Here is a 26,169-nt window from a genome sequence, read left to right as displayed (position 1 = left end):
ACAAAAAAGTAAGACCTATCAGCTCATCTTTTTATTTTTTTTAAATGCTTACTTCCTAGCAGGATTATATTTGTCAAACTGTATTTTCATATTGATTTATTTTCTTACTCATTTTACTTACTTTCTATTTATTAATCGGTTCTTAAGAATTAAATTATAAATCTCATCTCTGAAATTTCGGGCTACAGGCATTTTATATGATTTTACGTTCAACTGATTGCCATCGATAGCATTAACCTGATTAATATTTACAATATATGAACGGTGAATCTGCTGAAAAATATCCTGAGGCAATGATTCGTGCAGCTGTTTCAGAGTAGTATATACTACTTCTTTGCACGAGACAGTCTGAATGACAACATAATTTTCCATGCTTTCAATAAAGAGAATATCTTTGAACAGAACCTTTTTTAACTGCTTGTCGCTCTTCACAAATATATACTCATTCGTTTCTTTTTGTTCCGTTTGTAAAAGATCATGAACCCTGTTGACTGATTTTAGGAAGCGATCAAAAGATACAGGCTTCAAAAGATAATCCACTACATCAAACTCATAGCCTTTAAGGGCGTATCGCTCATAAGCTGATACAATAATTACTTTAGGTGGATTTGTCAGGTTCGACAGCAATTCAAGTCCTGTCATCTCAGGCATTTCAATATCAAGAAATATAAGGTCAACTTGTTGGGTCTTCAGCATTGTGTTTAGCTGAACAGCATCTTCAAACTCCCCAATCAAGGTGAGGAAATCTATCTTTTCGATATAACCCCGCAAACCTTTTCTTGCCATGGGCTCATCATCTGTAATGACGCATTTTATTTTCATATCAATCTGTGCTTATCGTCAAATTAACAACAAACATACTTTCTGTTTGTTTAATCTCTAAGTTATATTTATTTGGATACAACAGATCGAGGCGTCGTTTCAAATTCTCAATACCTATCCCTTTCTCCTTTTTGTTGTTAGTATTTTGAGATTGGGATATTGAATTTTTTATCTCAGACTGAATTTGACTTCCGTTTAACTTCATTTCCAGTTGTATTCTGTATTCGCCTCTTACATATTTGAAGGCATTTTCGATCAAAGGTTGGAATAAAAGAGGGTGTATTTTTTGCTCTTTCAATTCCGGGTCGAAATACAAATCCAGAACAAGCCTTTCACTCATTCGTAACTGTTGAAATGCAATGTATGACTTCAGGTAATTTATTTCCTGTTCCATTGTTACCTCCTTTTCTATATCATAGAGCTGATATCGCAACAGGTCAGATAACTGCTCGATACTTTGTTTTGCTTCCTTGTTTTTTTCATCTACCTGAAAATAAATCGTGTTTAAAGCATTGAATAGAAAATGTGGGTGGTATTGAGATTTCAGGAATTTTAGTTCGGTTTCTAATTGATCGACTTTTACTTTTTCTAATTGAAGGCTTTGTTCAACAAAACTTTTAGATAAAATCCGATTGCGTATCATCGTATAGTAGAGAAGCAATAGAATAGATCCTGTCACATTAATCAATAGTGATTCCCGCCATCTAAAATCCATCTCGGTTATATAAGAAATAATAAATATATGGATGAAATTTAAGAGGATGAAGTTTATCAGAAAAACAAACACGTATTCTTTCCAGTTCGCTCTCTTTTTATCTTTGTTTTTATTAATAAAAAGCTGAGCCATTCGTTGATAACCATAGCTTGCTAAATAGAAAGCAACAAAAGTTACTCCTAAAGCCTGTATACGTGCCTTTAAAGTAAAAGCACTAAACTCCCATATTCGCTCATCATAAGCAATATCCACAACAATAAATAAACATATTGAAAGTGTTAATGCGATGAAGAAGGTATTAATCCATTCGTGCTTTAAGTTCATTTGCTATTATTTTTCATCTTTAATGCTACAAATCTATTCGTTTACTTTCTTTTATTTTCATTTTACACTTACACGAGGGCGATTAGAATGAAAGATATTGTATGCGTAAATATACATACTAAATTTTGTAATTAGGGCAGACAATACAACGAGCATATGCCAAACCCCAAAACCGCTTGTTAGCTGACGTTCTTCTTTTTATTTAAGCCTTTCAAATATCAAAGAAGAAAATGCCCTGACTCCAATCCTGATACACTCTTCATCAACCCCAAAATAAGGAGCGTGCATCATTGCTATAATTCCTTTTTCGAAATTAGAACCTCCGAGGAAAAAATATACTCCGGGTATTTTTTGTTGAAAATAAGCAAAATCATCATTCGAATAAGGAACTTGTCCGTAACAAGCTGTAACAATTCCTTTTCCATAAATACTATCAAGTACATTTATTGAACTATTTGTCAGTTTTGGGTCGTTCTGAACAATCGGATTCCCTCTTATATATGAAACGGAAAGTAATTGGGGAGAATAATTTTCGTCTTCGATTACTTTCTTAATAGTAGGAATGATATTTTTTAATCTGGCTGAATCAGTTTCAAATAATTGAGCTTCAATGTATAATTTATCGTTTTCAGAATAAATTCTAAAATATTCTTCCGCAATTAAAAAGTCTTTGAAAATGGTGTTCGGGTTTGTTAATCCAATCTCAGGGTCAATAAGCGACTGTAGTTCCCATGGTTTACTTCCGTCTTTCGATCTAATTAATGAATTGCGAATTTTGGTTGCGAGTTCTTTTGCTTCCTCTTCGGATAGCGTGTTTTTAAGTTCTATTCTTACTTCTTTCTGGTAAGGAAACATTTCATTCGGCTTTACCAATATTTGCCCAACCGATGCTGGTGTTACATGAAGTCCATAAATTTCATCAACCTTAAATTTAGTAATTAATCCATTTTCAAGCATACCTTTTGCTCCTTCAAAGGTTTCCTCTTCCGGCTGAAAAATAAAATAGACTGTACCTTGCAGAGAGTTTTTGTTTTTTGCCAGAACTTCAGCTATTCCTAATGCAATTGTCATATGTACATCATGCCCGCAACTATGTTTAACGCCCTTTGTCATAGACTTGAAGTCAACATTATCCGGAGAATCATCCGGTAAGGCATCCATGTCAGCTCGCCAGGCAATATTTTTACCTTTTTTCTCTCCTTCTAAAATGCCTACAATGCCATATCCATAGATGTCAGTTTCAACACGAAGTCCTAATTCTAATAAATGTTTTTTTATAGCCTCCTGTGTTCTCTTTTCTTCACTCGAAAGTTCCGGATATTTATGAAAGTCTCTTCTGATTTCAACTAACCTGTCAAAAATACTATCAGTTTCAAGTCGAATGGATTGATGAATTCTATCTGATATTTCCGTTTGTGCCGATATACTGATTGACTGAATCAGTAAAATAACTAAGATGTACATTTTATTGTATTTCATAACTTACTGTTTTTTTGATTTCAGTCTCAAAACTAATCTGAAGCAACACGATTTTCAAATTAATCTGACGAACGGAATGATTTACTTGATGAAATGCAAAAAGCTTTATCTCCTATTAAACATATCTTAATAGTATAAAAAGATATTTTCTGTCAAACAAAATATTACGTATCTTTGCAACATGACAAAAACATTTAAATCGGATTTGGTTTTATAAACAATCTGTACTTCTGATACAGATTGTCCTTTCGTATGTTCTCGAATAATCTTTCGAGAGTATCTTCTATTGTAAAAATTTCAATTTTAAACTCGCATACAATCAAAGGCATTGTTATGTCTACTATTGTATGCATATACATAACAATAATGAGTAACGAAAATAAAACAATTCACGAATTCGAATTGAATTTAATCTGTGATTTCTTTTCAACTACAAAACGACAAGGACCCGGAAGTCCAGAAGTAACCCTTAAAGCCCTTAGCTTTATAGACAATCTTACCGATAAATCCCTTATCGCCGACATCGGTTGTGGGACAGGTGGGCAGACAATGACGCTTGCCGAACATGTTAAGGGAAAAATTACCGGACTTGATTTGTTCCCTAAGTTTATAGATATATTCAACGACAATGCCGAACAATTGAATATTCACGACAGAGTTAAAGGAATTGTCCGTTCAATGGATAATCTTCCCTTTCAAGATGAAGAGTTAGACCTTATTTGGTCGGAAGGAGCAATTTATAATATAGGTTTTGAACAAGGGCTGAACGAGTGGCGTAAGTTTCTGAAAACAGGAGGGTATATTGCCGTTTCTGATGTCTCGTGGTTTACCGAGAAACGTCCGGCGGAAATTGATAATTATTGTATGGAGCAATTTCCCGAAATGGATACAATTCCCACTAAAGTAGCCCTGATACAGAAAGCAGGGTACATTCCTGTTGCTACTTTTACTTTGCCTACAACTTGCTGGACAGAGCATTATTTTGCTCCGCTGACTAGAGCACAAGAGCTGTTTCTTGATAAATATGCAGGAAATAAAATCGCCGAAGAATTCGTAGCGTTTCAACGTTATGACGCTGAAATATACCACAAGTATAAAGAATTTTACGGTTATGTATTTTTCATCGCAAAAAAGATAGAGCAATGATTCATTTAAATACTTACGGTTGGGATGACAAGTTAAACCAACTAAAGCAAGAATCAGCACATAAAGCTCTTTCTCATGGTCGTGTAACAGTAGTACATCGAACATGCTATGAAGTTATTTCCGAAAGTGGACTGCATCAATGTGAATTAACGGGAAATATGATGTTTGGCAAATCAGACTTTGAATTGCCTTGTGTGGGTGATTGGGTAATTTTTCAACCATTCGACGACAACAAAGGGATTATAGTTGATATGCTACCCCGCGAACGGACATTATACCGCAAGAAAAGCGGAACAATTGCCGATAAACAAGCCATTGCTTCTTATGTGGATAAGGCATTTATTGTACAAAGCCTTGACGATAATTTCAATATCCGTAGAGCCGAACGTTTTATGGTTCAGATATTAGAGGAAAAAATCAAACCTATATTGGTACTCAATAAAGCCGATTTAAGTTTTGATAAACAGAAAATTGAAGAACATATTAAACACATAGCTCATCAAATGCCTGTATTTTTCACAAGTATTCATCAACCCCAAACGATTCTCCAACTACGGGAATTCATTGCAAAAGGAGAAACTGTTGTGTTTGTCGGTTCATCAGGTGTTGGGAAAAGTTCTCTGGTTAATGCACTTTGCGAAAAATCGGTATTGCTCACGTCTGATATAAGCCTATCTACGGGAAAAGGGCGACATACTTCTACCCGCCGGGAAATGGTATTGATGGAAGGTTCAGGTGTCTTAATTGATACTCCTGGTGTTCGGGAATTTGGATTGGCTATTGACGATCCTGATTCACTTGCCGAAATGTTAGAGATTTCTGACTTTACGGAATCATGTCGTTTCAAGGATTGTGAACATATCAACGAACCCGGTTGTGCCGTTTTAGAAGCAGTAAACTGTGGTATATTAGACCCTAAAGTTTATGAGAGTTATCTTAAGCTTCGGAAGGAAGCATGGCATTTTTCTACTTCGGAACACGAAAAGCGTAAAAAGGATAAATCCTTTTCTAAACTTGTAGACGAAGTGAAAAAACGTAAAGCGAATCTCTAATCTCTATTTAAGAAGTGCGGGTATTCTTTGATTAGAATACCCGCACTTTATATTTGTGTAAAAAGTCAAACTAAAGATTATAAGAAATAATAAAGCCGATAGAACAACTCTATCGGCTTTATATATAAAATTATAACTGTTTTTATTTTATCTTCTCTATTATCTCATCCATTGCCTTAGCCAATCCATCCGCGTCTTTACCGCCGGCTGTAGCGAAATGAGGCTGTCCCCCACCCCCACCTTGGATATGCTTAGCAGCATTACGAATTATTTGCGATGCATTTAATCCACCGGCAACTAAATCGTCACTGATCATAAGGGTCAGCATCGGTTTATTTTCCGAATCGGTAGCACCTATAAATACAGAATTTTGAGTGAATTCACCTCTCAATTGGAATGCAATATCTTTAGCTACTTCAGCAGGGAAAGAACCTTTGAGAATAAATAGATCCATCCCGTTAATAGACTGTTTTTTACTGATGACAAGATCTTTAAGCTGGGCTGTCTTTTCTTTCACATATTCCTCCATCTTCTTCTTCATCTCCAGATTTTCGTCGAAGAATTTATGAAGAGCCTGTGTCAGATTAGGGGCATTATTAAATAGTGACTTTATCTCTGCCAGAATATCTTGTTGTGTATAGAAATAATCTTCGCACACATCTGCTGTAATAGCCTCGATACGACGAATACCCGCAGCAATAGAGCTTTCGTTAATTATACGGAATGACCCTATACGACCAGTAGACGATATATGTGTACCTCCGCATAACTCCACCGAATCACCAAAACGCACTACACGTACCTCGTCGCCATACTTCTCGCCGAAGAGAGCCATTGCACCCATCGCTTTTGCTTCGGAAATAGGCACACAACGTTTTTCGTCGAGTGTAATATTTTCGCGAATCTTACTTGTTACATAACGCTCTATTTTTCGGATTTCCTCATCTGTCAGCTTTTGAAAGTGAGAAAAGTCGAAACGCAAAACCGAAGGCGATACAAATGAACCTTTCTGCTCTACATGGTTACCCAATATTTCACGTAATGCTTCATGCATCAAGTGAGTAGCTGTATGATTACATTCTGATGCCGTACGATTTTCTGTATTGATACGTGCAACGAAAGTAGCAGTCAGATCGCCCGGAAGTTTCTTTGCTAAGTGTACAGCCAGATTATTTTCGCGTTTTGTATCAATTATTTCAATTTTCTCATCATCATTTATCAGCCAGCCGCTATCTCCTACCTGTCCACCCATTTCTGCATAAAACGGTGTGCGGTTAAATACTATCTGATAGAACTCGTTATTCTTCTGCTTTACCTTACGATAACGTAATATTTCGGCTTCGCATTCAGTAAAGTCATAGCCTACAAACTCTGGATCACCTTCTTTAAGAACTGTCCAGTCACCTGTTTCTACAACGGCAGCATTACGTGCGCGCTCTTTTTGTTTTTGCATTTCCACATCGAAACCCGCATTATCTACCGACATGTTATTCTCACGAAGGATAAGTTCTGTAAGGTCAAGCGGGAATCCATATGTATCATATAAAACGAAAGCATCTGCACCGTTCAATACGGTAGAGTTTTTCGCTTTTGTTTCAGTTATTTGTTTATCGAGTAATTTAATACCTGTTTCGAGCGTACGAAGGAACGATTCTTCCTCCTCCTTTATTACTTTCTCGATAAGTGTTTGTTGTTTTATAAGTTCCGGATAAGCATCACCCATTGTTTCTATCAATGCAGGGATCAACTTGTGCATAAACGATTTATGCTGATCGAGGAATGTATAACCATAACGCACTGCACGACGAAGAATACGGCGAATAACATATCCAGCCTTGGCATTCGATGGCAACTGACCATCTGTTATCGAGAATGCGATAGTACGAATATGATCGGCAATAACGCGCATTGCAATATCTTTCTTCTCATCCTTGCCATATTCACTATTTGTAAGTTCGGCAATCGCCTTTATTATAATCTGGAATACATCCGTATCATAATTCGATATCTTGCCCTGCACAGCCATGCAAAGACGCTCAAATCCCATACCTGTATCGATCACTTTGGCAGGAAGAGACTCCAGCGATTTATCAGCCTTACGATTGAATTGCATGAATACAAGATTCCATATCTCTACCACTTGCGGATGATCGTTATTTACAAGAGACACACCGCTTACTTTTGCTCTATCGGCATCAGGACGAATATCCACATGTATTTCGGAACAAGGACCACAAGGACCAGTGTCTCCCATCTCCCAGAAATTATCTTTTTTGCTTCCATTGATAATTTTATCGGCAGGAAGGTATTTCTCCCAATATCCTGCGGCTTCGTCGTCACGAGCCAAGCCATCTTCGGCACTGCCTTCGAATACGGTTACATATAATCTGTCTTTATCGAGTTTTATAACTTCGGTCAGATATTCCCATGCCCATTCAATCGCTTCTTTTTTGAAATAATCGCCAAACGACCAGTTACCAAGCATCTCGAACATGGTATGGTGATATGTATCGTGCCCAACTTCTTCCAAATCGTTATGCTTTCCACTTACACGAAGGCATTTTTGTGAATCGGCAATACGTGAATATTTGATAGGCACATTACCCAAGATAATATCTTTGAACTGATTCATACCGGCATTGGTAAACATCAGTGTAGGATCATCTTTAATAACCATCGGAGCTGATGGTACAATCTGGTGACCTTTCGATTGGAAAAAGGTTTTGAACGAATCTCTAATTTCTTTAGAAGTCATGATCAATAATTATAAATTATAAGCGATATTTAAACCGGCAAATGTAAATATAGATGTCTAAAATTAATTCTCAAACGGATGAATATGATAGAACATTGAACACTAGCCTGTTAAATTCGTTTTTCAGTTTCTTAATATATTCGATTTGCAAAAATAGCTCAAAAACTTTACTTTTGCCGAACTCGCATATATAAATATGCAAGATTAATATAAAATGAAGCGAAAAGTATATTATAAATACAATCCACAAACACTAACCTACGACAGAATATATCCTAGTATAAAGGATCGATTCTTTACTGTACTCCGACATCTTTTGTCGGGAATCCTCATTGGATTCGGGGTTTTCTGGGTCACAATATACTTTCTCGATTCGCCGAGAGAAAAAGAGCTAAAGAAAGAAAATCAACTGGTGCAGGCGCAATATAAGATACTATCGAAACGGATGGATGAAGTCTCCAACGTATTGAGAGACATTCAACAACGGGATGACAATCTGTACAGAGCTATCTTTCATTCCGATCCTATTTCTTCTTCGATACGTAATTCGGGTGTAGGCGGTCTTGGCAGATATGATTACTTGATGGAATTATCAAATCCTGATCTAATAGTGCAAACAACAAAGAAAATGGATTTAATTTCCAAACAATTATACGTACAATCCAATTCTTTTGACGAAATTGTAAACATGGCTAAAAACCAAAAGGATCGTTTGCTACATATTCCGAGTATTCAGCCTGTATCCGATAAAAGTTTGAAACAAGTGGCATCGGGATATGGTACACGCATCGACCCTATATATGGTACACCACGCTTTCATGCAGGGATGGACTTTGTTGCACAAACAGGTACGCCTGTCTATGCAACAGGTAACGGTACTGTTATCTTAGCAGACTGGAAGCAAGGGTATGGAAAGTGTATTATGATAGACCACGGATATGGTTACAAAACATTGTATGGCCATCTTAACGAATACAGTGTTCACGCTGGACAAAAAGTAACACGGGGTGAAAAGATAGGCGAAGTGGGAAATACAGGAAAATCGACAGGTTCACATCTACATTACGAAGTGCATGTAAAAGGACAGCCCGACAATCCGGCCAAATATTACTTTATGGATCTTACTCCTGCCGAATACGATAAGATGCTACAGATTGCTGCTAACCACGGACAAGTAATGGACTAATTATATGGCAAGAATCGATTTTGAAAAAGATAAACGTTTATATTTTGCGCTCAGAGATGTAGCACAACACTTTGACGTGAACGAATCGCTCCTTCGGTTCTGGGAGACAGAGTTCGATATAATCAATCCCCGCAAAACTCCGGGCGGTACTCGCCAATACACAAAGGATGATATTGAAAATATTGCCGTTGTATTTCAACTTGTCAGAGAAAAAGGCTTAACGCTCGAAGGAGCTCGCCAAACATTGAAGCACAAGAAAGACGAGGAGAGCCGAAAGATACAAGTTATTCATAAACTGGAAAGTATCAGAAATGAACTGAAAGACCTTGAGCGTGAGTTCGAGGGATTGGAATAATTTTATGCCCCATTCGTAACTCACGACAAAAATCAAACATCAAAAGAATACCAACCTTTTTAGAATTGGAAGTATATAAACGGTTGTGGTCCGCTAGACATCGTAGCATAAATCAGCCACATAACTAATCCGAGACATACAGCTTTCAGCACTAAAGGCATTTTGCCGAATCCTGCTTTGATCATATTTACAAAGTTTTCGGGAAGGAAGTGTAAGATATATCCTATCGCAACAAGAATAAATACATTCTTATATCCATCTATTACAGCCCACCATTCAGACGGCATAAATGTTAGCTTAGCTATATTAGCAATCACATTGCTTGCGTTCTCGAAGCTGCTGGCTCTAAAGAATATCCAACAAAACGCTACTAAATGAAACGTGATAAGGATGCGGATAAAACGACCAAAAACATTTGTACCCGACAATGGTATATATTGTTTAGTAAATCTTTCGACTGCTAGTAATCCACCGTGAAGACCTCCCCATATTACGAATTTCCATGATGCCCCATGCCATAATCCACCGATAAGCATCGTAAGGAACAGATTGACGTAAGTTCTTATCTTTCCTTTTCTGTTACCACCCAATGATATATAGAGATAATCTCTCAGCCACGACGATAGTGATATATGCCAGCGACGCCAAAATTCGGTTATTGATTGTGATTTATAGGGAGTTAGGAAGTTGGCAGGGATCGTGAAGCCCATCAGTAACGACAACCCGATTGCTATATCGGAATAACCCGAAAAGTCGCAATATATCTGTAATGTATAGCCATAAACGGCCATTAAGTTTTCGAACGAAGAGTAGAGCTGTGGTGCGTCGAATATACGATCGACAAAGTTAGTCGATATATAGTCGGATATAACAGCTTTCTTAATCAGACCGATAAGAATAAGGAACAATGCTTTATTCGCATCTTCTTTTGTTAGATGTAGTTTCTTATACATCTGTGGCAAAAAGTCCTTCGCCCTGATAATAGGCCCGGCAACCAATTTAGGGAAGAATGCTATATAAAAGCAAAAATCGAGTGTCGATTTAGCAGGCTCCATCTCCTTACGATAGAGATCCACCGCATAACTTATGGCTTCGAATACGAAGAATGAGATACCGATAGGTAGTATGATGGTCTGAAACGAAAAATCACCGTTAAACATCGAATTTATATTATCGATCAGGAAGTTGGTATATTTGAAGTAAGCCAACATCGATAAATTAGCTACGATAATAGTCGCCAATAATAGCTTTTGCTTTTTCTTATCCTCCTGATGATACATTATCCGCGAAAGGATATGTGTAACAATAGCACAGATGAGCAGTAATAGGAAATAATTCAGCTTGACAGTATAAAATCCGAGGTCTATATTCATTGTATTTCCTCCAGCTTTATAATAAAAGAAGAGGGAGAAAACAATCAGGTATATTTTGCGAAATAATTCGTGCCTGTTTGATTTGACCAAAACATATCCTGCATAGAAGAATAAAAATAGACCCAAGAATAATCCAGAGTTGAAAAGTAAAGGATGAGTCGGATCGTATTTAAACCATGACGAAAGAGTATCTGTACCGCCCACCAATTTATCAATATAATCCGGCAAATATATATCGGTGATATTTAGAATCGTTTTCAATTTTCCTTAGTTTCCTTAAAGTTATTGTATGCTTTGATAAAGTCGGAAGAAAACATTTCTCCCTGCACTTGATATCCTTTAGATGTATAATGCACATTATCTCTGGCTATTAAGCCCGAATACTCCCCTTTGGGTTTTATGCCCGACAATCCCCCCATACGTGTATAGAGATCCCATATAGGCATATCATTCAACCCCATGAGTGCTACACTATAATTAGTGACAAATGAATTAGGACGGCGGCGACGAAACATCGAAGGCGGAGGAGTCATTACCAGAATAGTGGCATTGATATTTAATTTCTTTATATTAGCTACAAATTCTTTCAGCTGATACATATATTCGGTTACAGAAAGCCTACCGAACGATTCGTTTGTACCAAATGAAAGGATAATAAGATCGGGAGCGAGGAGCGGTAATTGTTTAAAGAACAAAGGGTATTTATTGTAATCGGACATCTTTGCCCCATTTACTCCTATAGTATGGTAAATAACACCGGGCTCATTGTTCTCTATTACAAAACCATTGAGATTGTACATTGTCTGCTGTCCGTCAGGGAGGATCATAATACGATCCATAAGCGAATCGCTAGTGTAAGACGAACAAAATGGGTGAGTTTTCAACGTTACAAACTCAACATCATCTTCTACTTTCAACTTCTTTGTCGGTACTGCAACCCGTGTTCCTTTGGTGGGTATTTTAAGACTTTTACCTGGATGAATCATATCCGACTTCATGTTATTAGTCTTTTTTATCTGAGCTACCGTAACTCCATATTTGCGACTAATAGCTGATAAACTCTCCCCTTTTTTGATTGTGTGCGATTTCATAGCCCCTTCCGCTGTAACCATCGTAGGCGTAGCAGCAACCTCTGCTAATTCGGCTGATACCGACATTTTAAAATTAGGTTCTTCGGACGGATAAATTATCTTTACAGTGTTGAATTTATATTTTTCCTCGGCTGTCAATTGTACCACAAATTCTGAAGAAGATGTATATAGAGCAATTCCGCTAAGCCCTATCCCAACATCTGCCACAGGATAAACATTCAACAAACTTTTCCATGTAGCATCGCTTATGTAACGCACACTGCGTGTTCCATTGGTTCTCAACAAACTATATGGAAAGGTAAAACCATATCCGCCATTTCCAAATATCTGCTGTAACGATTCGCGGATGGTATTCGTAAAAATATCGGCTTGAATATGAGAATCACCAATATGCACAATATTTACTTTGCCACTTTTATTTTTTTCGAGATTATACAATTTATTAAAAACACCATCAAGCAACCCTTGATTAGCAATATATACGTTCTTAGCTTCCTTCTTTTCATCGGGATTACTTGCCCACAGAACAGTGGTGTACAAACAAAAAAATGAAAGTAATATATATATTGATAATGTTTTTTTGAATTGCCCCATCAAAATGTTATTCGTTTAGATGTTCTTCTTTATACTTGCTAAATCCTTTACCTATTTCGTCGTAGATAAGTTTAGCTACCTTTTTAGATCCCGTAGCATTGAAGTGAGTATAATCTTTTCCTGCCAGATTTTTCTCATCTACCCACTTAGCCATAGAACCTTCGCCACCCATCAGACTATAAAGACTGATAAACCCTGCTCCTGTTTTGCGTGCGTAGTTTTTCTGAGCATTGGCTAAAGGCACAACAGCAGGATCTGTCTGCATCACACCGTCTATTTTAGTCGCCTTATCGGCTGTGGATATAATCAGAATATCAGCATTCGGGAAACAAGCACGCAGATTCTCAACAACTTTGGTCATATTCTTCTCATACCAACTATAATTGAGTGTTCCATATCCCAATACATTAGCTCCATAATGCAATACGACGAGATCGTAATTCAGCACATCGTCAAAAGCATTCATCAGATTTACATTCAATATGGAAAGCGGCAGACCTGAATTTCCCCTCATAGAATAATTATCGACATGAACCCCTTGCCCGTCATCGAAATTGAATCCATAAATGGGAATAGAATCTGTTTTATGGAAATTGACTTGTAGCGATTTTGTTGTAGAAGCGACAGGGAGAGTATTCAGCAGTTTAGTCGGATTCAATTCCTTTGTTACGATTGAATCTTTACCCGATTGAATAGTTACATAAGCCTGATTATTGGCAGAACGACCATAGAATAATGTCGGTCTGAATAACGACGTTGAATGGCGCTGACTTTGTGCCCTATATTTCACCCAATTACCTTCACCATGAGCAAAGAAAACCTGTCCGTCGATTCCGAAAGGTCTTGCCGGCTTCTTCACTTTTACGAACGACTGGGTAGTCCATGTCTTAGAATGCTGATGCGAAACAGAACCACGAGCATTGGCTGAAAGTGATGTTATTGCAACAAAACCAACACCTTGCCCCCCATAGTTATCTTGAAATTCGCTGCGGACATCCTGAACAATATAGTCTCCATCGTTCATCGAGTCACCGAAATATGCAACACGCACTTTGCCTGTTTTGTCTTGCTCCAAGGCATGTAATTTAGCATAGAAATGTTTGAGATTATTATATCCTTGGGCACGGATAGAAGGGTCTAAAGTCTCATCGACCTCTTCTGTTTGATTATTATTGAGAGTATCCCGCACAGCCACTTCTGTTGTATCAGCAATAGCCATTTCAGTTGTATCTGATACTGCTTCGAGCATCATGCTATCCATTACTATATTAGAATTGGATGTTACCTGATCGGGAAACAAACGAGGAGGTAATGCCGTTTTGAAGCCATAGAACGCAGCAATGGCTAATAGAATTAATATAATTATTTTCCCAAAATAGGAATCTTCTGATGTATTCACTGTCAGCAATTTAATCTATTGAATTTAATTTGTAAAAAAAGTAAGTTCATTTAAGGTGTGCAAAGCTAATTACTTTCTTTTAAATTTAAAGATATTGATTGTGAAATTAAGTAAAAGAATATATCTATGTCCATTTTTGGATCTCTCATTCTTCCAAAGGAAGGCTCTGAATACCTACTGCTTTCATTGCTGTCATTTCAAACTGAAAGGAGAAATCTATTTGTCACTACATACCAAGATGACAGAGATTATTAATTCCTAATTATATTTTGCTTTAGCAGTAATATGCTCTATTTCGATTTTAAATACGGTTGTCCTCCCCCATGATTTATCCATATATTTCTCGCCTAATTCTTCAAATCCGGGTGAATATTTACAGACTAATAGACGCAATGCTTTTCTCTTTTCGTCGTCCGATAAATCCGATATTACTTTACCAAAAGAGATCACACTCTCGTACAAAGTCGTAAATTGATTAGCAATCGGCTTAGTAACTCCCACTACACAAAACGATACTTTATCATTTTGCTTCATTACGTCGAGCTTTTGTCCATCGGGCGCACAGTGAAAATAAAGACTGTTTGTTTCCTCATCGAAAGCATAACTGAGAGGAATACCATAGGCATAACCGTTCTCCGTTGTGCCAAGACTTAGGAACCCATATTCGGAAGTCTGAAGTAGCTCGGTGATACGTGCCTGATCTTCCAATATTCTATTTTGTCGTCTTACTTCTCTAAACATAATTCTTTATTTACCAATATAAATTTTCAGTTTTTTTCCTTGGAGTTTTCACGCCTTCCATGGGGAATCCGATAACGAAACTATGCGTATAGTGATGTGTATGGATACTATTTATTTTTGTCTGATAGTATGAACCTAAATAGCCTACCCTAATAATATACTTATTAAGAGGAATATCTGCAGTTATATAATTACGCAGTGCACGTTGATTGTGAAAGGACGAAAAATTAACGACATCGACCGAATTGCCCAATGACATTTCATAATAAGATTGTCCGTACCGTGGAGAAAATAGCACACCTGCAACGGGTGTATCTATTTGCCAACGAACAGCAAATTTATCGAAACGATAAGAAGCAATAGCTGATAAATTAAGATTGGTATATGCTCTGGCTGTTGCCGGATTATTGCCATTACGTTCGTTGTAAAGAACACCTCCGGCAATATCCCACAACCCACCTGCCCCAAGTCGCAATCTATTAGTCTGGTAGAACTGATAATGACCACCCAAGCGGTAGTTACCTAATACCCAATATTCTGATGCGTTCTTAGCCGGGTTATCGCCCTTAGCCACTTCCAGGTCTATGATTTGCTGTTTATAAAAACGATAGTCGAACCATGTAGTGCGGCGCATTCGCTCATTCATTACACGAATGGATGTACCTTTATATTCGAGTGGCGATAGATAAGTGTCGTACATATTGGCAGAACCAATACCAACCAGATACGAATTATTCGTTATTAATAATGGAACAGAATCTACATCTTGACTCCACAATGAAGCACTATTCAATGAAAAGAAACTGAATATAAGACTTAATAAAATTGATATTCTATTCTTCTTCACCATCTTTGAATAGCGATTTTTGTCCGGTTATTTCATCTAATATATCAGATATAGGTCTATTATCTATTTCGTCGTCATCGTCATCTATCTGCACCTCGAACTTCTTCTCTTCTATTTCTTCCGGTTCAGGAAAACGAGTTGGTTCCAATTCTTTTATTTCGCCAATTTCGAACGTAGACAAACGTTTACCTTTAGCCTTAAATCCTTTTACTGCAATAAACTCATCAGCATCTATTTCCAATGATTCGCGGAAACTATCGCGACCACCGAATATTACTTGGAAACGGGGATAAACAACATCAGATAACAAGCGAAGTTTCGACTCCGGATTATCACCCAAGAAGTTTTGTTTCTTGGCTGATGGTTCGAATGTAAATCGTTTTAAATAAATATATTTCTGATCGGCATCGAATAGTACAGCAGTCCAGTTTTTATGCGGATTAAATTTTTCGATACGTATAATACCCGAATCGTAGTGATTGCTCAAATCAAAGTTAGTTGTATAAAAATCACCATTATCGTGCACTACCAGTATTTGATCGTCACTTTGGAATTCACCTAAGAATGTGCCACGTTCATCATAATTCAAGCGTAACACATCCTGATCGAACCATACTTTACGCCCACCAAGTGTAGAGCCGCCCTTTTGCTTCAACGATATTTTATGAACTTCGGCTTTAGTCAATATATTACCCATCGACTGACGTCCTTTGATAACAATATCGCTAAAGTCTTTCTCGAATACCAGAATCTTCTGACGTGGTTTCGGTTTTAAGATTACGCGTATTGTTTCGGCTTCACCATTCGGATTGGCGCTGAAATAGACAATACGTGAACCCGGCTCACCTTGTGTTACGTCATATTCTTTATCGCGGGTAATTCCTGTTACAGCAAAACGTTTGATATAATCGAATCCATTCTTGCCATTACGATACACAACGTTGTAAATTGTTCGTTTGTCGTTGCGTCTGAATACATTGAGGTACAATACATTCTTACCAACGAACATCTTATCGCAGACTTTTACAATCTTATATTTTCCATCTTTATAGAAAATAATTACATCATCGATGTCGGAGCAGTTGCAAACGTATTCATCCTTTTTCAAAGCTGTGCCGACAAAGCCTTCTTCACGATTGATATATAGTTTTTCGTTCGCCTCGACCACCTTTGTTGCTTCGATGGTGTCGAAACTACGAATCTCTGTTTTACGAGGGAAATTCTTTCCGTATTTTTCTTTCAGCATAACATACCACGAAATTGTATAATCTACAATGTTGGCGATATTATGATTTATCTCTTCTATCTGCTCCTTGTATTTAGCAACCAGTTCATCTGCTTTCTCAGAGTTAAACTTAAGGATACGTCCCATTTTGATTTCCATCAGTTTGAGAATATCTTCACGTGTTACCTCCCGAATAAATGATTCTGCAAATTTAGCTAAACGCTTATCGATATGCTCTACGGCAATATCCATATTCTTGGCATTTTCAAACTCCTTGTCTTTATAGATACGTTCTTCGATAAAGATTTTTTCGAGCGATGAAAAATGTAAGCTCTCTTCAAGTTCAGCCTTCTGAATTTCTAACTCTTGCTGAAGGAGCCTCTGCGTATTTTCAGTTGTAGAACGAAGAATATTACTTACAGTCAGAAAGTAAGGTTTATTATCTTCTATCACGCAACAGTTGGGAGATATGCTTATTTCGCAATCGGTAAATGCATACAGGGCATCTATTGTTTTGTCGGACGACACACCTGCTGCCAGATGCACATGTATTTCGACATTGAGTGCTGTAATATCGTCTACCTTACGTATTTTGATTTTTCCTTTTTCGTTGGCTCTCAGTATAGATTCAACAAGAGAAGTAGATGTACGACCATAAGGAATATCGCTTATGATTAATGTCTTATTATCAAGCTTCGATATTTTTGCACGAACTTTCACCGAACCCCCACGCTCGCCATCGTTATATTTGCTTACATCGATATATCCCCCTGTTATAAAATCAGGATAAAAAGAAAAGTCTTCTCCTTTGAGATGAGCTACTGCTGCATCACATAGTTCATTGAAATTGTGAGGAAGAATTTTGGATGACAGACCTACGGCAATACCTTCTGCTCCTTGTGTCAAAAGCAAAGGAAATTTTACAGGAAGTGCGATAGGCTCTTTGTTTCGACCATCATAAGACGGCTTCCAATCCGTGGTTTTAGGGTTGAATAGTACTTCGAGCGCGAATTTAGATAAACGTGCTTCTATATAACGTGGTGCTGCTGCCCCATCTCCTGTAAAAACGTTACCCCAGTTACCCTGACAATCGACCAATAGGTCTTTCTGCCCCAACTGAACCAACGCATCGCCGATAGAAGCATCACCATGGGGGTGAAACTGCATAGTATGCCCTATCACATTGGCAACTTTATTATACCGCCCGTCATCCATCCTTTTCATCGAATGAAGTATACGACGTTGAACAGGTTTCAGTCCATCTATAATATGAGGTACGGCACGTTCGAGAATCACATAGGAGGCATAGTCCAAAAACCAGTTTTGGTACATCCCTGAAAGGTGCGCCTGACTGTCTGTGTCTTTTACGGGAACTTTATAATCGGAACGCGAGCCTGTTGTTTCTGTTTCATCTCCTGCAACGGAGTTTTCATCTTCTATGTTGTCCGGCTCATCAATAATATCTTCTGGAAGCATGCAAAAATTCTTGTTTAAATAGCTATCAATCTAAAACATCCCAAAGATACTTTTTTTTGGTTTGAAATCAAAATGAGAATAGCGAGGAAATTGTACATTCTCAAATAAAAAAACATCCATTATTTGCATCATGTGAGCAATATTGAATCGCTATTTTTCACAACTTTAACTTAACCTCTTTTTAATATATCCAGATCATAGTTTATTACCCACACAATAAACTACATTTACATCTCAAACCAATATTTATATATTATGGGCGAAAAACGATTCAAAAGAGAAGAAAAAAAACCTAAAAAGGAAAAGGCAAAAGTGATAGCCGCACAACCTCAGATGAAACAAGAGGATAAAGACAAAAAGAAAAAAGGTTCTAAATAGTATAGAAAAAGCGAGTGGAAAACTCGCTTTTTTATTTTTGCTGCAAAAATACACTTACTACCCACGAAATATTTCCGTATTTTACTCATTATTAGCTTTATCTATTTAAATATAGAAGGAATCCATAGAACTTTATCAGGCAGATAGATGTTAATATTATGTGTTTTTCATAGTATTAGATTTAAGGTTAACAATGAAGATTGGTTGTCGTGAGACAACCTTTCCTTTTTTTATAACATATTGATTTTTAAATACTACTTTTTGAAGGAAACACTAAATCCTACATAATCCCCTACATGGACTTGGTTTATATTACTTAATTCAAAATTTCAACGATATACAGTGTATTACTTATAAACGCCTATTTTATATAGAGTTGAAAGAAACTTTTATATAGTGTTTATCGTTCTAAGTAGTATCATCATGTAGTCCTATATCTTACTACTTTTTCTTCAACTATGATACTACTATTCTTATCCTATTTAATCAGCAGTATCCACTCGTATAACAATTTCTCTATCTTCCGATATCACATATGTATAGCTTCCGGTAATTGGCATGGCTTCATATCTAGTCTCATTATCACTTGCATGCACATATCCCCCTCCCATTAATAGAAGGTCAATTGTTATTATACTCCCTTTCTTCACAGAGATAATATTACTCATAACATTCAAATCTTGTGTCGTGTAGCCAAATCCATTATCATACCTGATGGTCGATCCGAAGTTCCATTCAGTCGGAGTTTGCAAATGAATAATAACACTATGATAAGCAGCAAATTGGTCACTTGCAACTTCTGTTTTTCCGGTAGAATCATTAGCGCTTGCTCCAACAGTAATAAAGAGCACTAACATAAAAAAAAGAATCTTTTTCATAATAATTTGTTTTAAAATGGGGTTAATGATGCAATATAAATAAAATATTTAATAAACAAAAGAGTGGCCAACCACTAAAAAATACAAACAACCCATCAATTAATAATAATTAATATTTAGCAGACCTTTATAAAAGATGTGTGTTAAACTTTATATTTGCAGAATAATTTTTTAATATTTTAATGTTATGAAGAAGATTCGTTTGTTATTTGCCATTTCGCTATTCTCTACATCCATTTTTTCTCAGTGGAATAATAACGGGGATAATAGCACCACAGGAACTTTGAAGATTAGTTCATTAAGTTCAAATAGTAGCAATGTTAATACCATAGAAATAAGATCACACGCCTCTAATGAATCTTATCAAGGTATAAACTTCAACTTCAACAATCTGTTAAAATCATATATAATATCTCAGATAACGCCCCAAAATGGAAGGGTAGATTTGAAATTCAGGACAATGAATAGTGCAGGAATTGCTTCACAAATGATATATACAGGAGATGGTGATTTAGGGATTGGCACTACTCCCAAATCAAAACTCGATGTAAATGGAACTATCCGTTCTAAAGAAGTTAAAATAGAAGCTACAGGTTGGTCTGACTTTGTTTTTGATAAAGACTATATGCTACCTACTCTTTCAGAAGTAGAGAGCCATATCAACGAACATAAACACCTCTCAGACATTCCATCAGAAAAAGAAGTAATCGAAAATGGAATTAATGTAGTGGAGATGCAAGCTAAACTATTACAAAAAATTGAAGAATTAACCTTATATGTAATAGAGCAAAATAAACAAATAGCAGCACAAGACGAACGTATTAAGCAATTGGAAAAATATAGTGAGGTTTTGTGATATATTGTGATATATTGTGATGTATTGTGATGTATTGTGATATATTGTGATGTTAATAAAATAGCCTTCAAAACGGCTTTAAACAAAGAAAGTGGCTATTTAAGCCACTTCCAAAGTACACACGAGGGGACTATATATATATGATACGTATAAACAGTTTCAAACAATTGGTATCAAATAGATGTCAAAATACAAATCGATGTCTATCTTTTCACTTCTGAAATAACAGATCCTTTCCCAAGCATAACCCATTCAATAGAGACATTGTATTTTTGGTTTAACAAGAGTATGTTTGTAATAGTCGGCTCGCTTTTGGATCCATTTACTGCCATCCTGTTGAGATTACTTGTTCCGGCTAAGCCAACAGCTTCACAAAACTCTTTCTTAGTTTGTACCAACTTCAAATATCGTAGTTCATTAAAAGAATCGACAAATCTCTTAGTTACTTGTCTTGATTCTGGTATTGTTATTTTTACTGGCATGATCAGTTTCTTTTTATGGCCATTCCGGTTATTTGAAAACCTAATATATTCATATTACTCATTTTGAAAGACTATTCATTCTATACTAGAATTATGAATTTGTATAATAAATAGCAATATTTTTTAGTTCTGTTTGATAGTTATATATGTCATCAAGAGATTCGATATCATGTCTAGTCTCTTTTTTATTTTCATCAAAAGTTACAATGTATTTTTTACTTCCATTAAAATAAAGCCTACATATTGGTTTCCTATTGTTATCGTCAAATAATACTGCAAAATACGATTGCGCATCACGGTAAGCAACTCTTGATACATCGACAACCTCGCGAAGTATTGCCTTTATAATCATGAATCCTTCTTTTTCTTCTTCAGTTGTTATAACCCCCTTATTGTCTATTATCTCTGTTTCCGTTTCTTGTTCAGTTACTTCCTCAACTTTTGATGTTTCTGTTTTAAGTGCCGTCTTTAATCTATCTGAAATTATATCACTTATTAACCCTGATACTGATTTACGAACTAATGTTGTAAATTGATCTAATAGCTTATTAGTTATAACACCTTCATACACTTGTTTTGCAAATAATTTAACAAATTCTGGACTTGGGTTCGAAAACTCTTTATTAATTATTGATTTAAGCTCACTAGTGTACTTCAATTCATTTGCGGAACTTAAAATATTTTCCACATCAAAATAGGCTTTATGAAACTTCTTGAGTTCCTCAACTTGGTTATTCTTTATATCCAATAAGTTTATCTCTAAAAATGGTTTTTCATCCATTTTATTTGGAGTCTCAAGATCAGTATAAAATTTATACATGATGCCATTAGTCAAGAGTCCAAATTTAGCTTTTGACACATGAAAATATCGTAATAACTGATTGTCATGTAAAGTTAAGTCTTGTTTCCAATGTTTACATTCAACTAATATGATTGGATCTCCATCTTTAAATACGGCATAGTCTATCTTTTCTCCTTTTTTAGTGCCAATATCACATGTAAATTCAGGCATTACCTCTAGAGGATTGAAAACGTCATATCCCATTGATTGAAGAAATGGCATAATAAGTGCATTCTTTGTTGCCTCCTCTGTCTGAAGATTTTCTTTTAACTTATCTACCCTATTCGAAAGTTGATTTATTTGATCTCTGAAGTCCATAATATCAAGATTTAAATTGTTAGTTTTATATATAATTTAATTTTTCATATTCTTGTATTTCTATCTACTATCTTAATTACATTATATAATTCTAGCACATCATTTAAGTTCAATGTAAAGTCTTTAAACAAGGTATTCAGTGGGTGACTGGAAAAAACGGATAAAATGACCCCTAAAAAACGGAAGAAAATGACCACCTAAAGTTATACCTTCATAATAGTCAAAAGTTGTCATCGGGATTGGGGTCAAAAAAGGAAGATTTATGCCCGAGTTAAACTTTTATTAATTTATTAGTTTGCCCACATATTGGGTCCACTTATTCTACAAAAATATACATAAGTCCGCGGATTTGCATCTATTGACCTACATAATTTCTTACTGATAATTATTTTCATCTTTGGTTTTTCTTTTTCTGATTGATTCCCCGTACAACTCTACTCTTAGGGAGTGATGTACTAATCTGTCCAGTATGGCATCTGCTACTGTTTTTTCCCCTATGGCATCATACCATCCTTTAACGGGCACTTGTGAGGTAATAATAGTCGAACGTTTTTGATGTCTGTCTTCTATAATATCCATTAATATACCTCTTGACTGAGAATCGAAGGCCTGCATACAAAAATCGTCAAGTATGAGCAAATCAGCTCTTTCAATCCGCTTAAACTCATTGAGTATAGTTCCCTTTACCTTGGCTATCTTCAAAGCACTCATCAGCTTGGCTGTGCTGGCATAAATGACTCTGTATCCTTCCTGACAGGCTTTATATCCCAAGGCAGTAGCCAGATAGCTCTTGCCTGTTCCTGTAGGTCCTGTAATAAAGAGATTCTTACTTTCCTTTACAAACTCCAAAGCCGCTAGCCGGTCCACCTGATTGCGGTCCAGTCCTCGTTCAAAGGTGTAGTCAATATCTTCCAGAGAAGCATTGTAACGGAAGATTGCAGCCTTAATGGCTCTATCTATAGCACGATTACGACGATTATCCCATTCGCTGGATACTAGATGAAAGATAAACTGATCTTGTGTCATCTGCTCTTTGAGAGTATTCTCCAGTGAGGTTTTAAAAGCATCATGCATACCATAGAGACGCATCTGACGGAGTTTTTCTACTGTTTGATTGTTCATTGTGTTTTAATTTAAATTGTTAATTTATGAGTTATCTATCATTCATTTATTTGTAATACTCCTTTCCTCGGATATTTTCATGTTCAGGGATATCAGCAGTTTCTTCGGGGACTTCAATATGTTCAGATTTGGTCTTGAGGATATCCTGTATCTCTAAAAAGCTGTATCTGCCATAACTGTCGGCAAGGCGACATACAGCAGCTAAACGAGTCGGACCTACCTTACGGGCCAAAGAGAGGATTCCTGAACATATTTTGTTGGCTTGATCCACATAGCGTTTTTTCTCCAATACCCTACGGATATAATGTTCAACATCTTCATGGATCTCTGCTGCCTGAGCCATAAAGGTCTCGGGAGACCATTCGATGATAGCTTTATGTTTAGCACAAAGATGTTCCGGATTGGTGGTATGTCGAAACTCTACACGATTACGTTTATGACTGGTAATGCAGGTATAGGCATCAAAAATTTGAACATCAGCCGTTGTATAGGAGATCTTAAGTTTCTTTCCGATATAGGTGTGTGGAACGCTGTAATAATGGATATCCTCCTTTAATCTGACATAGCCATCTTTGCCTACAGTAGCCATCGTATGCTTTTTAATCTGATAGCGGATAGGATTCAAAGACCCGAGTGCTTCCTTTTCAAGTTCTTCAAAATAACTTCTGCGAGAGTAGCTGCGAGAAGTCATCTGCCTGTTATTATGAAGTTCTAATGCTGACCGGATAGCAGCATTTAACGATTTTAGGTCCGGACAGTGAAGTGCCTCAATACGCGTGAAAATATCTTTGTAAGTTAGTTTTACAGCATTCTCTACAAGGGCTTTGTCGCGAGGTTTGCGTACCCGGGCAGGAACAACCGTCACACCATAGTGTTCCGCAAAACGTTCAAACTCTTCATTTAATACCGACTCATAGCGACCAGCTTTAGTTACGGCAGCCTTTAGATTATCAGGAACCATCGCCTGAGGGACTCCTCCATAGTAATAAAATGCATTCTCACAGGCACTAATAAAATCTTCTTTAGTCTGACCGGATGTGGCCTCCACATAGGTCAAAAGACTACATCCTAAAATACAGACAAATACGTCGACTTGGCTGGGAGACTCTCCATGGGGATAAATCCAGAGTTTATCACCGGTATAGTCAATAAACATTTTATCACCGGCTTTATGCTCCATACGCATCGTAGGATTATTAATCAATCGATAGCGTTGTAAGGCAAGGCGAAACTGGGTAAGCCCATAACCATTAGGGTGTTTTGCAATATACTCGTGCCATTGCATTAAAGTAGTCACACCCTTTTTGCGTAATGCTTTGCAGATAGCAGGCAGAAGAGCTTGTAACTCGTCCATGCGGGGATTAGGGGCCGCCGGTTGATGGCAAACACAAAACAACTCGTGCAGCTCGGCATCACTCGTTGATTGGAACGAATCATAACTCATATTCAATGAGTTCCATTGATGAATATACTTCTTGACGGTATTACGGGAAATGCGAACCATCGCTGAAATGGGTTTCAGACCCGTACGGGCTTCATATAAACGGATAATAGTTCTTAGTTTATTCATTGAAATAGGATTATTAGGCATAGATTTTAAGATTTTAGTTTTGCTTTTTCAAGCGAACTAAATCAATACCTTTTTAAAATCCTTAATCTAAATCTAAACTTTTGATGCTATTTTTTAGAGGGTCATTTTCCTCCGTTTTCAGGTGGTCACTTTGAACCGTTTCGGAGGGGTCATTTTCCTCCGTTTTTCAAGGGTCATTTTCTTCCGTTTTTTAGGGGTCTATTTTACCGTTTTTTCCACTTGATAACAATTTGATATATAACAACACGACTAACAGAATTGAAATAAGCGGAGAAACTAGGCCTTTTGTCGATGTTACGATTAAAGGTAACACTATATATGATAATCCTGTTTCGGGAATCAACATTAAAATTCCTACAACGGGCTTAGCTTTAAAAGACAATATTACTAAACGAAATCCAAAGGGGTTAATAATTTCGTCAAACAATCAGATAGATACAATAGTCGATGGCAATATATTTATGGAGGGTACAACCTTCGCACCTAGCCAGTTTACAGGTAATACTGACTTCAACGAACTTTTATAGACTTTGCATATTTCATAAATGGAACTTCTATAAATTTATAGGTAATGGATGAAGTAAATATTGTAACAGGTGTACTTATTAGTATTAGTAAAACGGAATACATTACCTGATCATTAATTAGGAAGATATTTATAAGAACAAAGGATGTCGCAAATAAAATAATCATGTGAATACAATATGCGGAGTATGATACTTTTCCAAGAAACAATGCTAATTTATTTGAGAATAAAAAGTCGGAAAATTTGTTTTTGTTCAGTTGGTAATGGATAGTAATTAGCCAAAAGATAATGATAAGACCATATAGATAGTTTAATTGTATTTCGAGTAAAGCAACAAAAACTAAAAAAATATATAATGACTTTTTCTCTCCGTTTAGGTATCTTTTGTAAAAAAAATATGAAAAATAACCAATAGCGAAATAATGCAACATGTTCGGTGTATAATATAATTGAAAAGTAGTCCACTAAAATAATTGAAAAGTATACCACTAAGTGTCTCGGATGAGATTGGCTAAAGATATTTATTCTTCATCAGGTTGTAACATTTTTTTAGTTTCTTTAACTCTGTACGACTGTCCATTCATGTTGATAAGGTAT

The 26,169-nt window shown here is 36.5% G+C and carries 22 protein-coding genes; 7 read left to right on the top strand and 15 right to left on the bottom strand.

What is annotated here, in order from left to right; translation table 11 throughout:
* Positions 1–117: 117 nt before the first annotated feature.
* The 3 genes from G7Y56_RS09245 to G7Y56_RS09235 all read right to left on the bottom strand — a co-directional run bounded on the left by G7Y56_RS09245 (position 118) and on the right by G7Y56_RS09235 (position 3,340).
* Positions 118–822 carry a LytTR family DNA-binding domain-containing protein gene (locus tag G7Y56_RS09245; protein ID WP_165042909.1) on the bottom strand — a complete coding sequence of 235 codons (705 nt, stop codon included), beginning with the start codon at positions 820–822 and terminating at the stop codon, positions 118–120.
* Between the two features lies 1 nt (position 823).
* Positions 824–1,861: a sensor histidine kinase gene (locus G7Y56_RS09240; RefSeq protein WP_165042907.1), complete on the bottom strand. Its 1,038-nt coding sequence runs from the start codon at positions 1,859–1,861 to the stop codon at positions 824–826.
* Between the two features lie 198 nt (positions 1,862–2,059).
* Positions 2,060–3,340, bottom strand: coding sequence for a M20 family metallopeptidase (locus tag G7Y56_RS09235; RefSeq protein ID WP_185153933.1), 1,281 nt, complete (start codon positions 3,338–3,340; stop codon positions 2,060–2,062).
* Between the two features lie 366 nt (positions 3,341–3,706).
* Here G7Y56_RS09235 and G7Y56_RS09230 point away from each other — a divergent pair, with 366 nt between their 5' ends.
* Complete coding sequence (locus G7Y56_RS09230) at positions 3,707–4,486, top strand: class I SAM-dependent methyltransferase (protein ID WP_165042905.1); 780 nt, start codon at positions 3,707–3,709, stop codon at positions 4,484–4,486.
* Positions 4,483–5,538 (top strand): ribosome small subunit-dependent GTPase A, encoded by a 1,056-nt coding sequence (gene rsgA / locus G7Y56_RS09225; protein ID WP_165042902.1) that lies wholly within the window; start codon positions 4,483–4,485, stop codon positions 5,536–5,538. Before G7Y56_RS09230 ends, rsgA begins: the two co-directional genes overlap by 4 nt.
* Before the next feature lie 142 nt (positions 5,539–5,680).
* On the opposite strand, the gene alaS is transcribed toward rsgA, so the two are convergent.
* Positions 5,681–8,296 (bottom strand): alanine--tRNA ligase, encoded by a 2,616-nt coding sequence (alaS, locus tag G7Y56_RS09220; protein ID WP_165043035.1) that lies wholly within the window; start codon positions 8,294–8,296, stop codon positions 5,681–5,683.
* Positions 8,297–8,507: 211 nt separating this feature from the next.
* Here alaS and G7Y56_RS09215 point away from each other — a divergent pair, with 211 nt between their 5' ends.
* Positions 8,508–9,479: a M23 family metallopeptidase gene (locus tag G7Y56_RS09215; RefSeq protein ID WP_165042900.1), complete on the top strand. Its 972-nt coding sequence runs from the start codon at positions 8,508–8,510 to the stop codon at positions 9,477–9,479.
* 4 nt (positions 9,480–9,483) lie between these two features.
* Entirely contained in the window at positions 9,484–9,834 is a 351-nt protein-coding gene (locus G7Y56_RS09210; protein ID WP_165042898.1) for a MerR family transcriptional regulator, read from the top strand.
* Positions 9,835–9,893: 59 nt separating this feature from the next.
* On the opposite strand, the gene G7Y56_RS09205 is transcribed toward G7Y56_RS09210, so the two are convergent.
* The 6 genes from G7Y56_RS09205 to G7Y56_RS09180 all read right to left on the bottom strand — a co-directional run bounded on the left by G7Y56_RS09205 (position 9,894) and on the right by G7Y56_RS09180 (position 18,580).
* On the bottom strand, positions 9,894–11,411 hold the full coding sequence (locus G7Y56_RS09205) for an MBOAT family protein (protein ID WP_255498714.1): 1,518 nt from the start codon (positions 11,409–11,411) through the stop codon (positions 9,894–9,896).
* 53 nt (positions 11,412–11,464) lie between these two features.
* The gene (locus G7Y56_RS09200; protein ID WP_165042893.1) at positions 11,465–12,892 is read right to left on the bottom strand and encodes a LysM peptidoglycan-binding domain-containing protein; all 1,428 of its coding nucleotides are present in this window, start codon (positions 12,890–12,892) and stop codon (positions 11,465–11,467) included.
* Positions 12,893–12,899: 7 nt separating this feature from the next.
* Positions 12,900–14,291 carry a GDSL-type esterase/lipase family protein gene (locus G7Y56_RS09195; protein WP_255498703.1) on the bottom strand — a complete coding sequence of 464 codons (1,392 nt, stop codon included), beginning with the start codon at positions 14,289–14,291 and terminating at the stop codon, positions 12,900–12,902.
* A 258-nt stretch (positions 14,292–14,549) separates the two neighbouring features.
* Positions 14,550–15,032 (bottom strand): pyridoxamine 5'-phosphate oxidase family protein, encoded by a 483-nt coding sequence (locus G7Y56_RS09190; protein WP_165042889.1) that lies wholly within the window; start codon positions 15,030–15,032, stop codon positions 14,550–14,552.
* Positions 15,033–15,042: 10 nt separating this feature from the next.
* Positions 15,043–15,882: a DUF3316 domain-containing protein gene (locus G7Y56_RS09185; protein WP_165042886.1), complete on the bottom strand. Its 840-nt coding sequence runs from the start codon at positions 15,880–15,882 to the stop codon at positions 15,043–15,045.
* Positions 15,866–18,580 carry a DNA gyrase/topoisomerase IV subunit A gene (locus G7Y56_RS09180; protein WP_165023555.1) on the bottom strand — a complete coding sequence of 905 codons (2,715 nt, stop codon included), beginning with the start codon at positions 18,578–18,580 and terminating at the stop codon, positions 15,866–15,868. Before G7Y56_RS09180 ends, G7Y56_RS09185 begins: the two co-directional genes overlap by 17 nt.
* A gap of 255 nt (positions 18,581–18,835) precedes the next feature.
* On the opposite strand from G7Y56_RS09180, the gene G7Y56_RS18600 reads away from it, so the two are divergent.
* Entirely contained in the window at positions 18,836–18,958 is a 123-nt protein-coding gene (locus G7Y56_RS18600) for a hypothetical protein (protein WP_255491413.1), read from the top strand.
* 482 nt (positions 18,959–19,440) lie between these two features.
* Here the strand turns inward: G7Y56_RS18600 and G7Y56_RS09175 are convergent, their stop codons facing one another.
* The gene (locus G7Y56_RS09175) at positions 19,441–19,836 is read right to left on the bottom strand and encodes a hypothetical protein (RefSeq protein ID WP_165042884.1); all 396 of its coding nucleotides are present in this window, start codon (positions 19,834–19,836) and stop codon (positions 19,441–19,443) included.
* Positions 19,837–20,023: 187 nt separating this feature from the next.
* On the opposite strand from G7Y56_RS09175, the gene G7Y56_RS18595 reads away from it, so the two are divergent.
* A complete protein-coding gene (locus G7Y56_RS18595; RefSeq protein WP_255498702.1) occupies positions 20,024–20,692 on the top strand; it encodes a hypothetical protein in 669 nt (222 codons plus the stop codon).
* 203 nt (positions 20,693–20,895) lie between these two features.
* Here G7Y56_RS18595 and G7Y56_RS09165 read toward each other — a convergent pair whose 3' ends face one another.
* The 4 genes from G7Y56_RS09165 to istA all read right to left on the bottom strand — a co-directional run bounded on the left by G7Y56_RS09165 (position 20,896) and on the right by istA (position 25,025).
* Positions 20,896–21,174 (bottom strand): hypothetical protein, encoded by a 279-nt coding sequence (locus G7Y56_RS09165; RefSeq protein WP_165042882.1) that lies wholly within the window; start codon positions 21,172–21,174, stop codon positions 20,896–20,898.
* 91 nt (positions 21,175–21,265) lie between these two features.
* Positions 21,266–22,333 (bottom strand): type I restriction endonuclease, encoded by a 1,068-nt coding sequence (locus tag G7Y56_RS09160; RefSeq protein ID WP_165042880.1) that lies wholly within the window; start codon positions 22,331–22,333, stop codon positions 21,266–21,268.
* Between the two features lie 375 nt (positions 22,334–22,708).
* Complete coding sequence (istB, locus tag G7Y56_RS09155; protein ID WP_165042878.1) at positions 22,709–23,455, bottom strand: IS21-like element helper ATPase IstB; 747 nt, start codon at positions 23,453–23,455, stop codon at positions 22,709–22,711.
* 46 nt (positions 23,456–23,501) lie between these two features.
* Positions 23,502–25,025: an IS21 family transposase gene (gene istA / locus G7Y56_RS09150; RefSeq protein ID WP_255498701.1), complete on the bottom strand. Its 1,524-nt coding sequence runs from the start codon at positions 25,023–25,025 to the stop codon at positions 23,502–23,504.
* 251 nt (positions 25,026–25,276) lie between these two features.
* Between istA and G7Y56_RS09145 the strand changes: the two genes are divergently transcribed.
* Positions 25,277–25,573, top strand: a complete 297-nt coding sequence (locus tag G7Y56_RS09145) for a hypothetical protein (RefSeq protein WP_165042874.1) — start codon at positions 25,277–25,279, stop codon at positions 25,571–25,573.
* The last annotated feature ends 596 nt before the right edge of the window (positions 25,574–26,169 follow it).

The organism is Dysgonomonas sp. ZJ709 (genome assembly GCF_011039195.1).
Lineage (GTDB): Bacteria > Bacteroidota > Bacteroidia > Bacteroidales > Dysgonomonadaceae > Dysgonomonas.
This window is presented reverse-complemented; position numbering and strand designations above follow the sequence as displayed.

Coding starts and splice junctions, on each gene's coding strand:
- G7Y56_RS09245 (WP_165042909.1), bottom strand. CDS start 822: ATGAAAATAAAATGCGTCATTACAGATGATGAGCCCATGGCAAGAAAA.
- G7Y56_RS09240 (WP_165042907.1), bottom strand. CDS start 1,861: ATGAACTTAAAGCACGAATGGATTAATACCTTCTTCATCGCATTAACA.
- G7Y56_RS09235 (WP_185153933.1), bottom strand. CDS start 3,340: ATGAAATACAATAAAATGTACATCTTAGTTATTTTACTGATTCAGTCA.
- G7Y56_RS09230 (WP_165042905.1), top strand. CDS start 3,707: ATGAGTAACGAAAATAAAACAATTCACGAATTCGAATTGAATTTAATC.
- rsgA (WP_165042902.1), top strand. CDS start 4,483: ATGATTCATTTAAATACTTACGGTTGGGATGACAAGTTAAACCAACTA.
- G7Y56_RS09215 (WP_165042900.1), top strand. CDS start 8,508: ATGAAGCGAAAAGTATATTATAAATACAATCCACAAACACTAACCTAC.
- G7Y56_RS09210 (WP_165042898.1), top strand. CDS start 9,484: ATGGCAAGAATCGATTTTGAAAAAGATAAACGTTTATATTTTGCGCTC.
- G7Y56_RS09200 (WP_165042893.1), bottom strand. CDS start 12,892: ATGGGGCAATTCAAAAAAACATTATCAATATATATATTACTTTCATTT.
- G7Y56_RS09190 (WP_165042889.1), bottom strand. CDS start 15,032: ATGTTTAGAGAAGTAAGACGACAAAATAGAATATTGGAAGATCAGGCA.
- G7Y56_RS09185 (WP_165042886.1), bottom strand. CDS start 15,882: ATGGTGAAGAAGAATAGAATATCAATTTTATTAAGTCTTATATTCAGT.
- G7Y56_RS09180 (WP_165023555.1), bottom strand. CDS start 18,580: ATGCTTCCAGAAGATATTATTGATGAGCCGGACAACATAGAAGATGAA.
- G7Y56_RS18600 (WP_255491413.1), top strand. CDS start 18,836: ATGGGCGAAAAACGATTCAAAAGAGAAGAAAAAAAACCTAAAAAGGAA.
- G7Y56_RS09175 (WP_165042884.1), bottom strand. CDS start 19,836: ATGAAAAAGATTCTTTTTTTTATGTTAGTGCTCTTTATTACTGTTGGA.
- G7Y56_RS18595 (WP_255498702.1), top strand. CDS start 20,024: ATGAAGAAGATTCGTTTGTTATTTGCCATTTCGCTATTCTCTACATCC.
- G7Y56_RS09165 (WP_165042882.1), bottom strand. CDS start 21,174: ATGCCAGTAAAAATAACAATACCAGAATCAAGACAAGTAACTAAGAGA.
- G7Y56_RS09160 (WP_165042880.1), bottom strand. CDS start 22,333: ATGGACTTCAGAGATCAAATAAATCAACTTTCGAATAGGGTAGATAAG.
- istB (WP_165042878.1), bottom strand. CDS start 23,455: ATGAACAATCAAACAGTAGAAAAACTCCGTCAGATGCGTCTCTATGGT.
- istA (WP_255498701.1), bottom strand. CDS start 25,025: ATGAATAAACTAAGAACTATTATCCGTTTATATGAAGCCCGTACGGGT.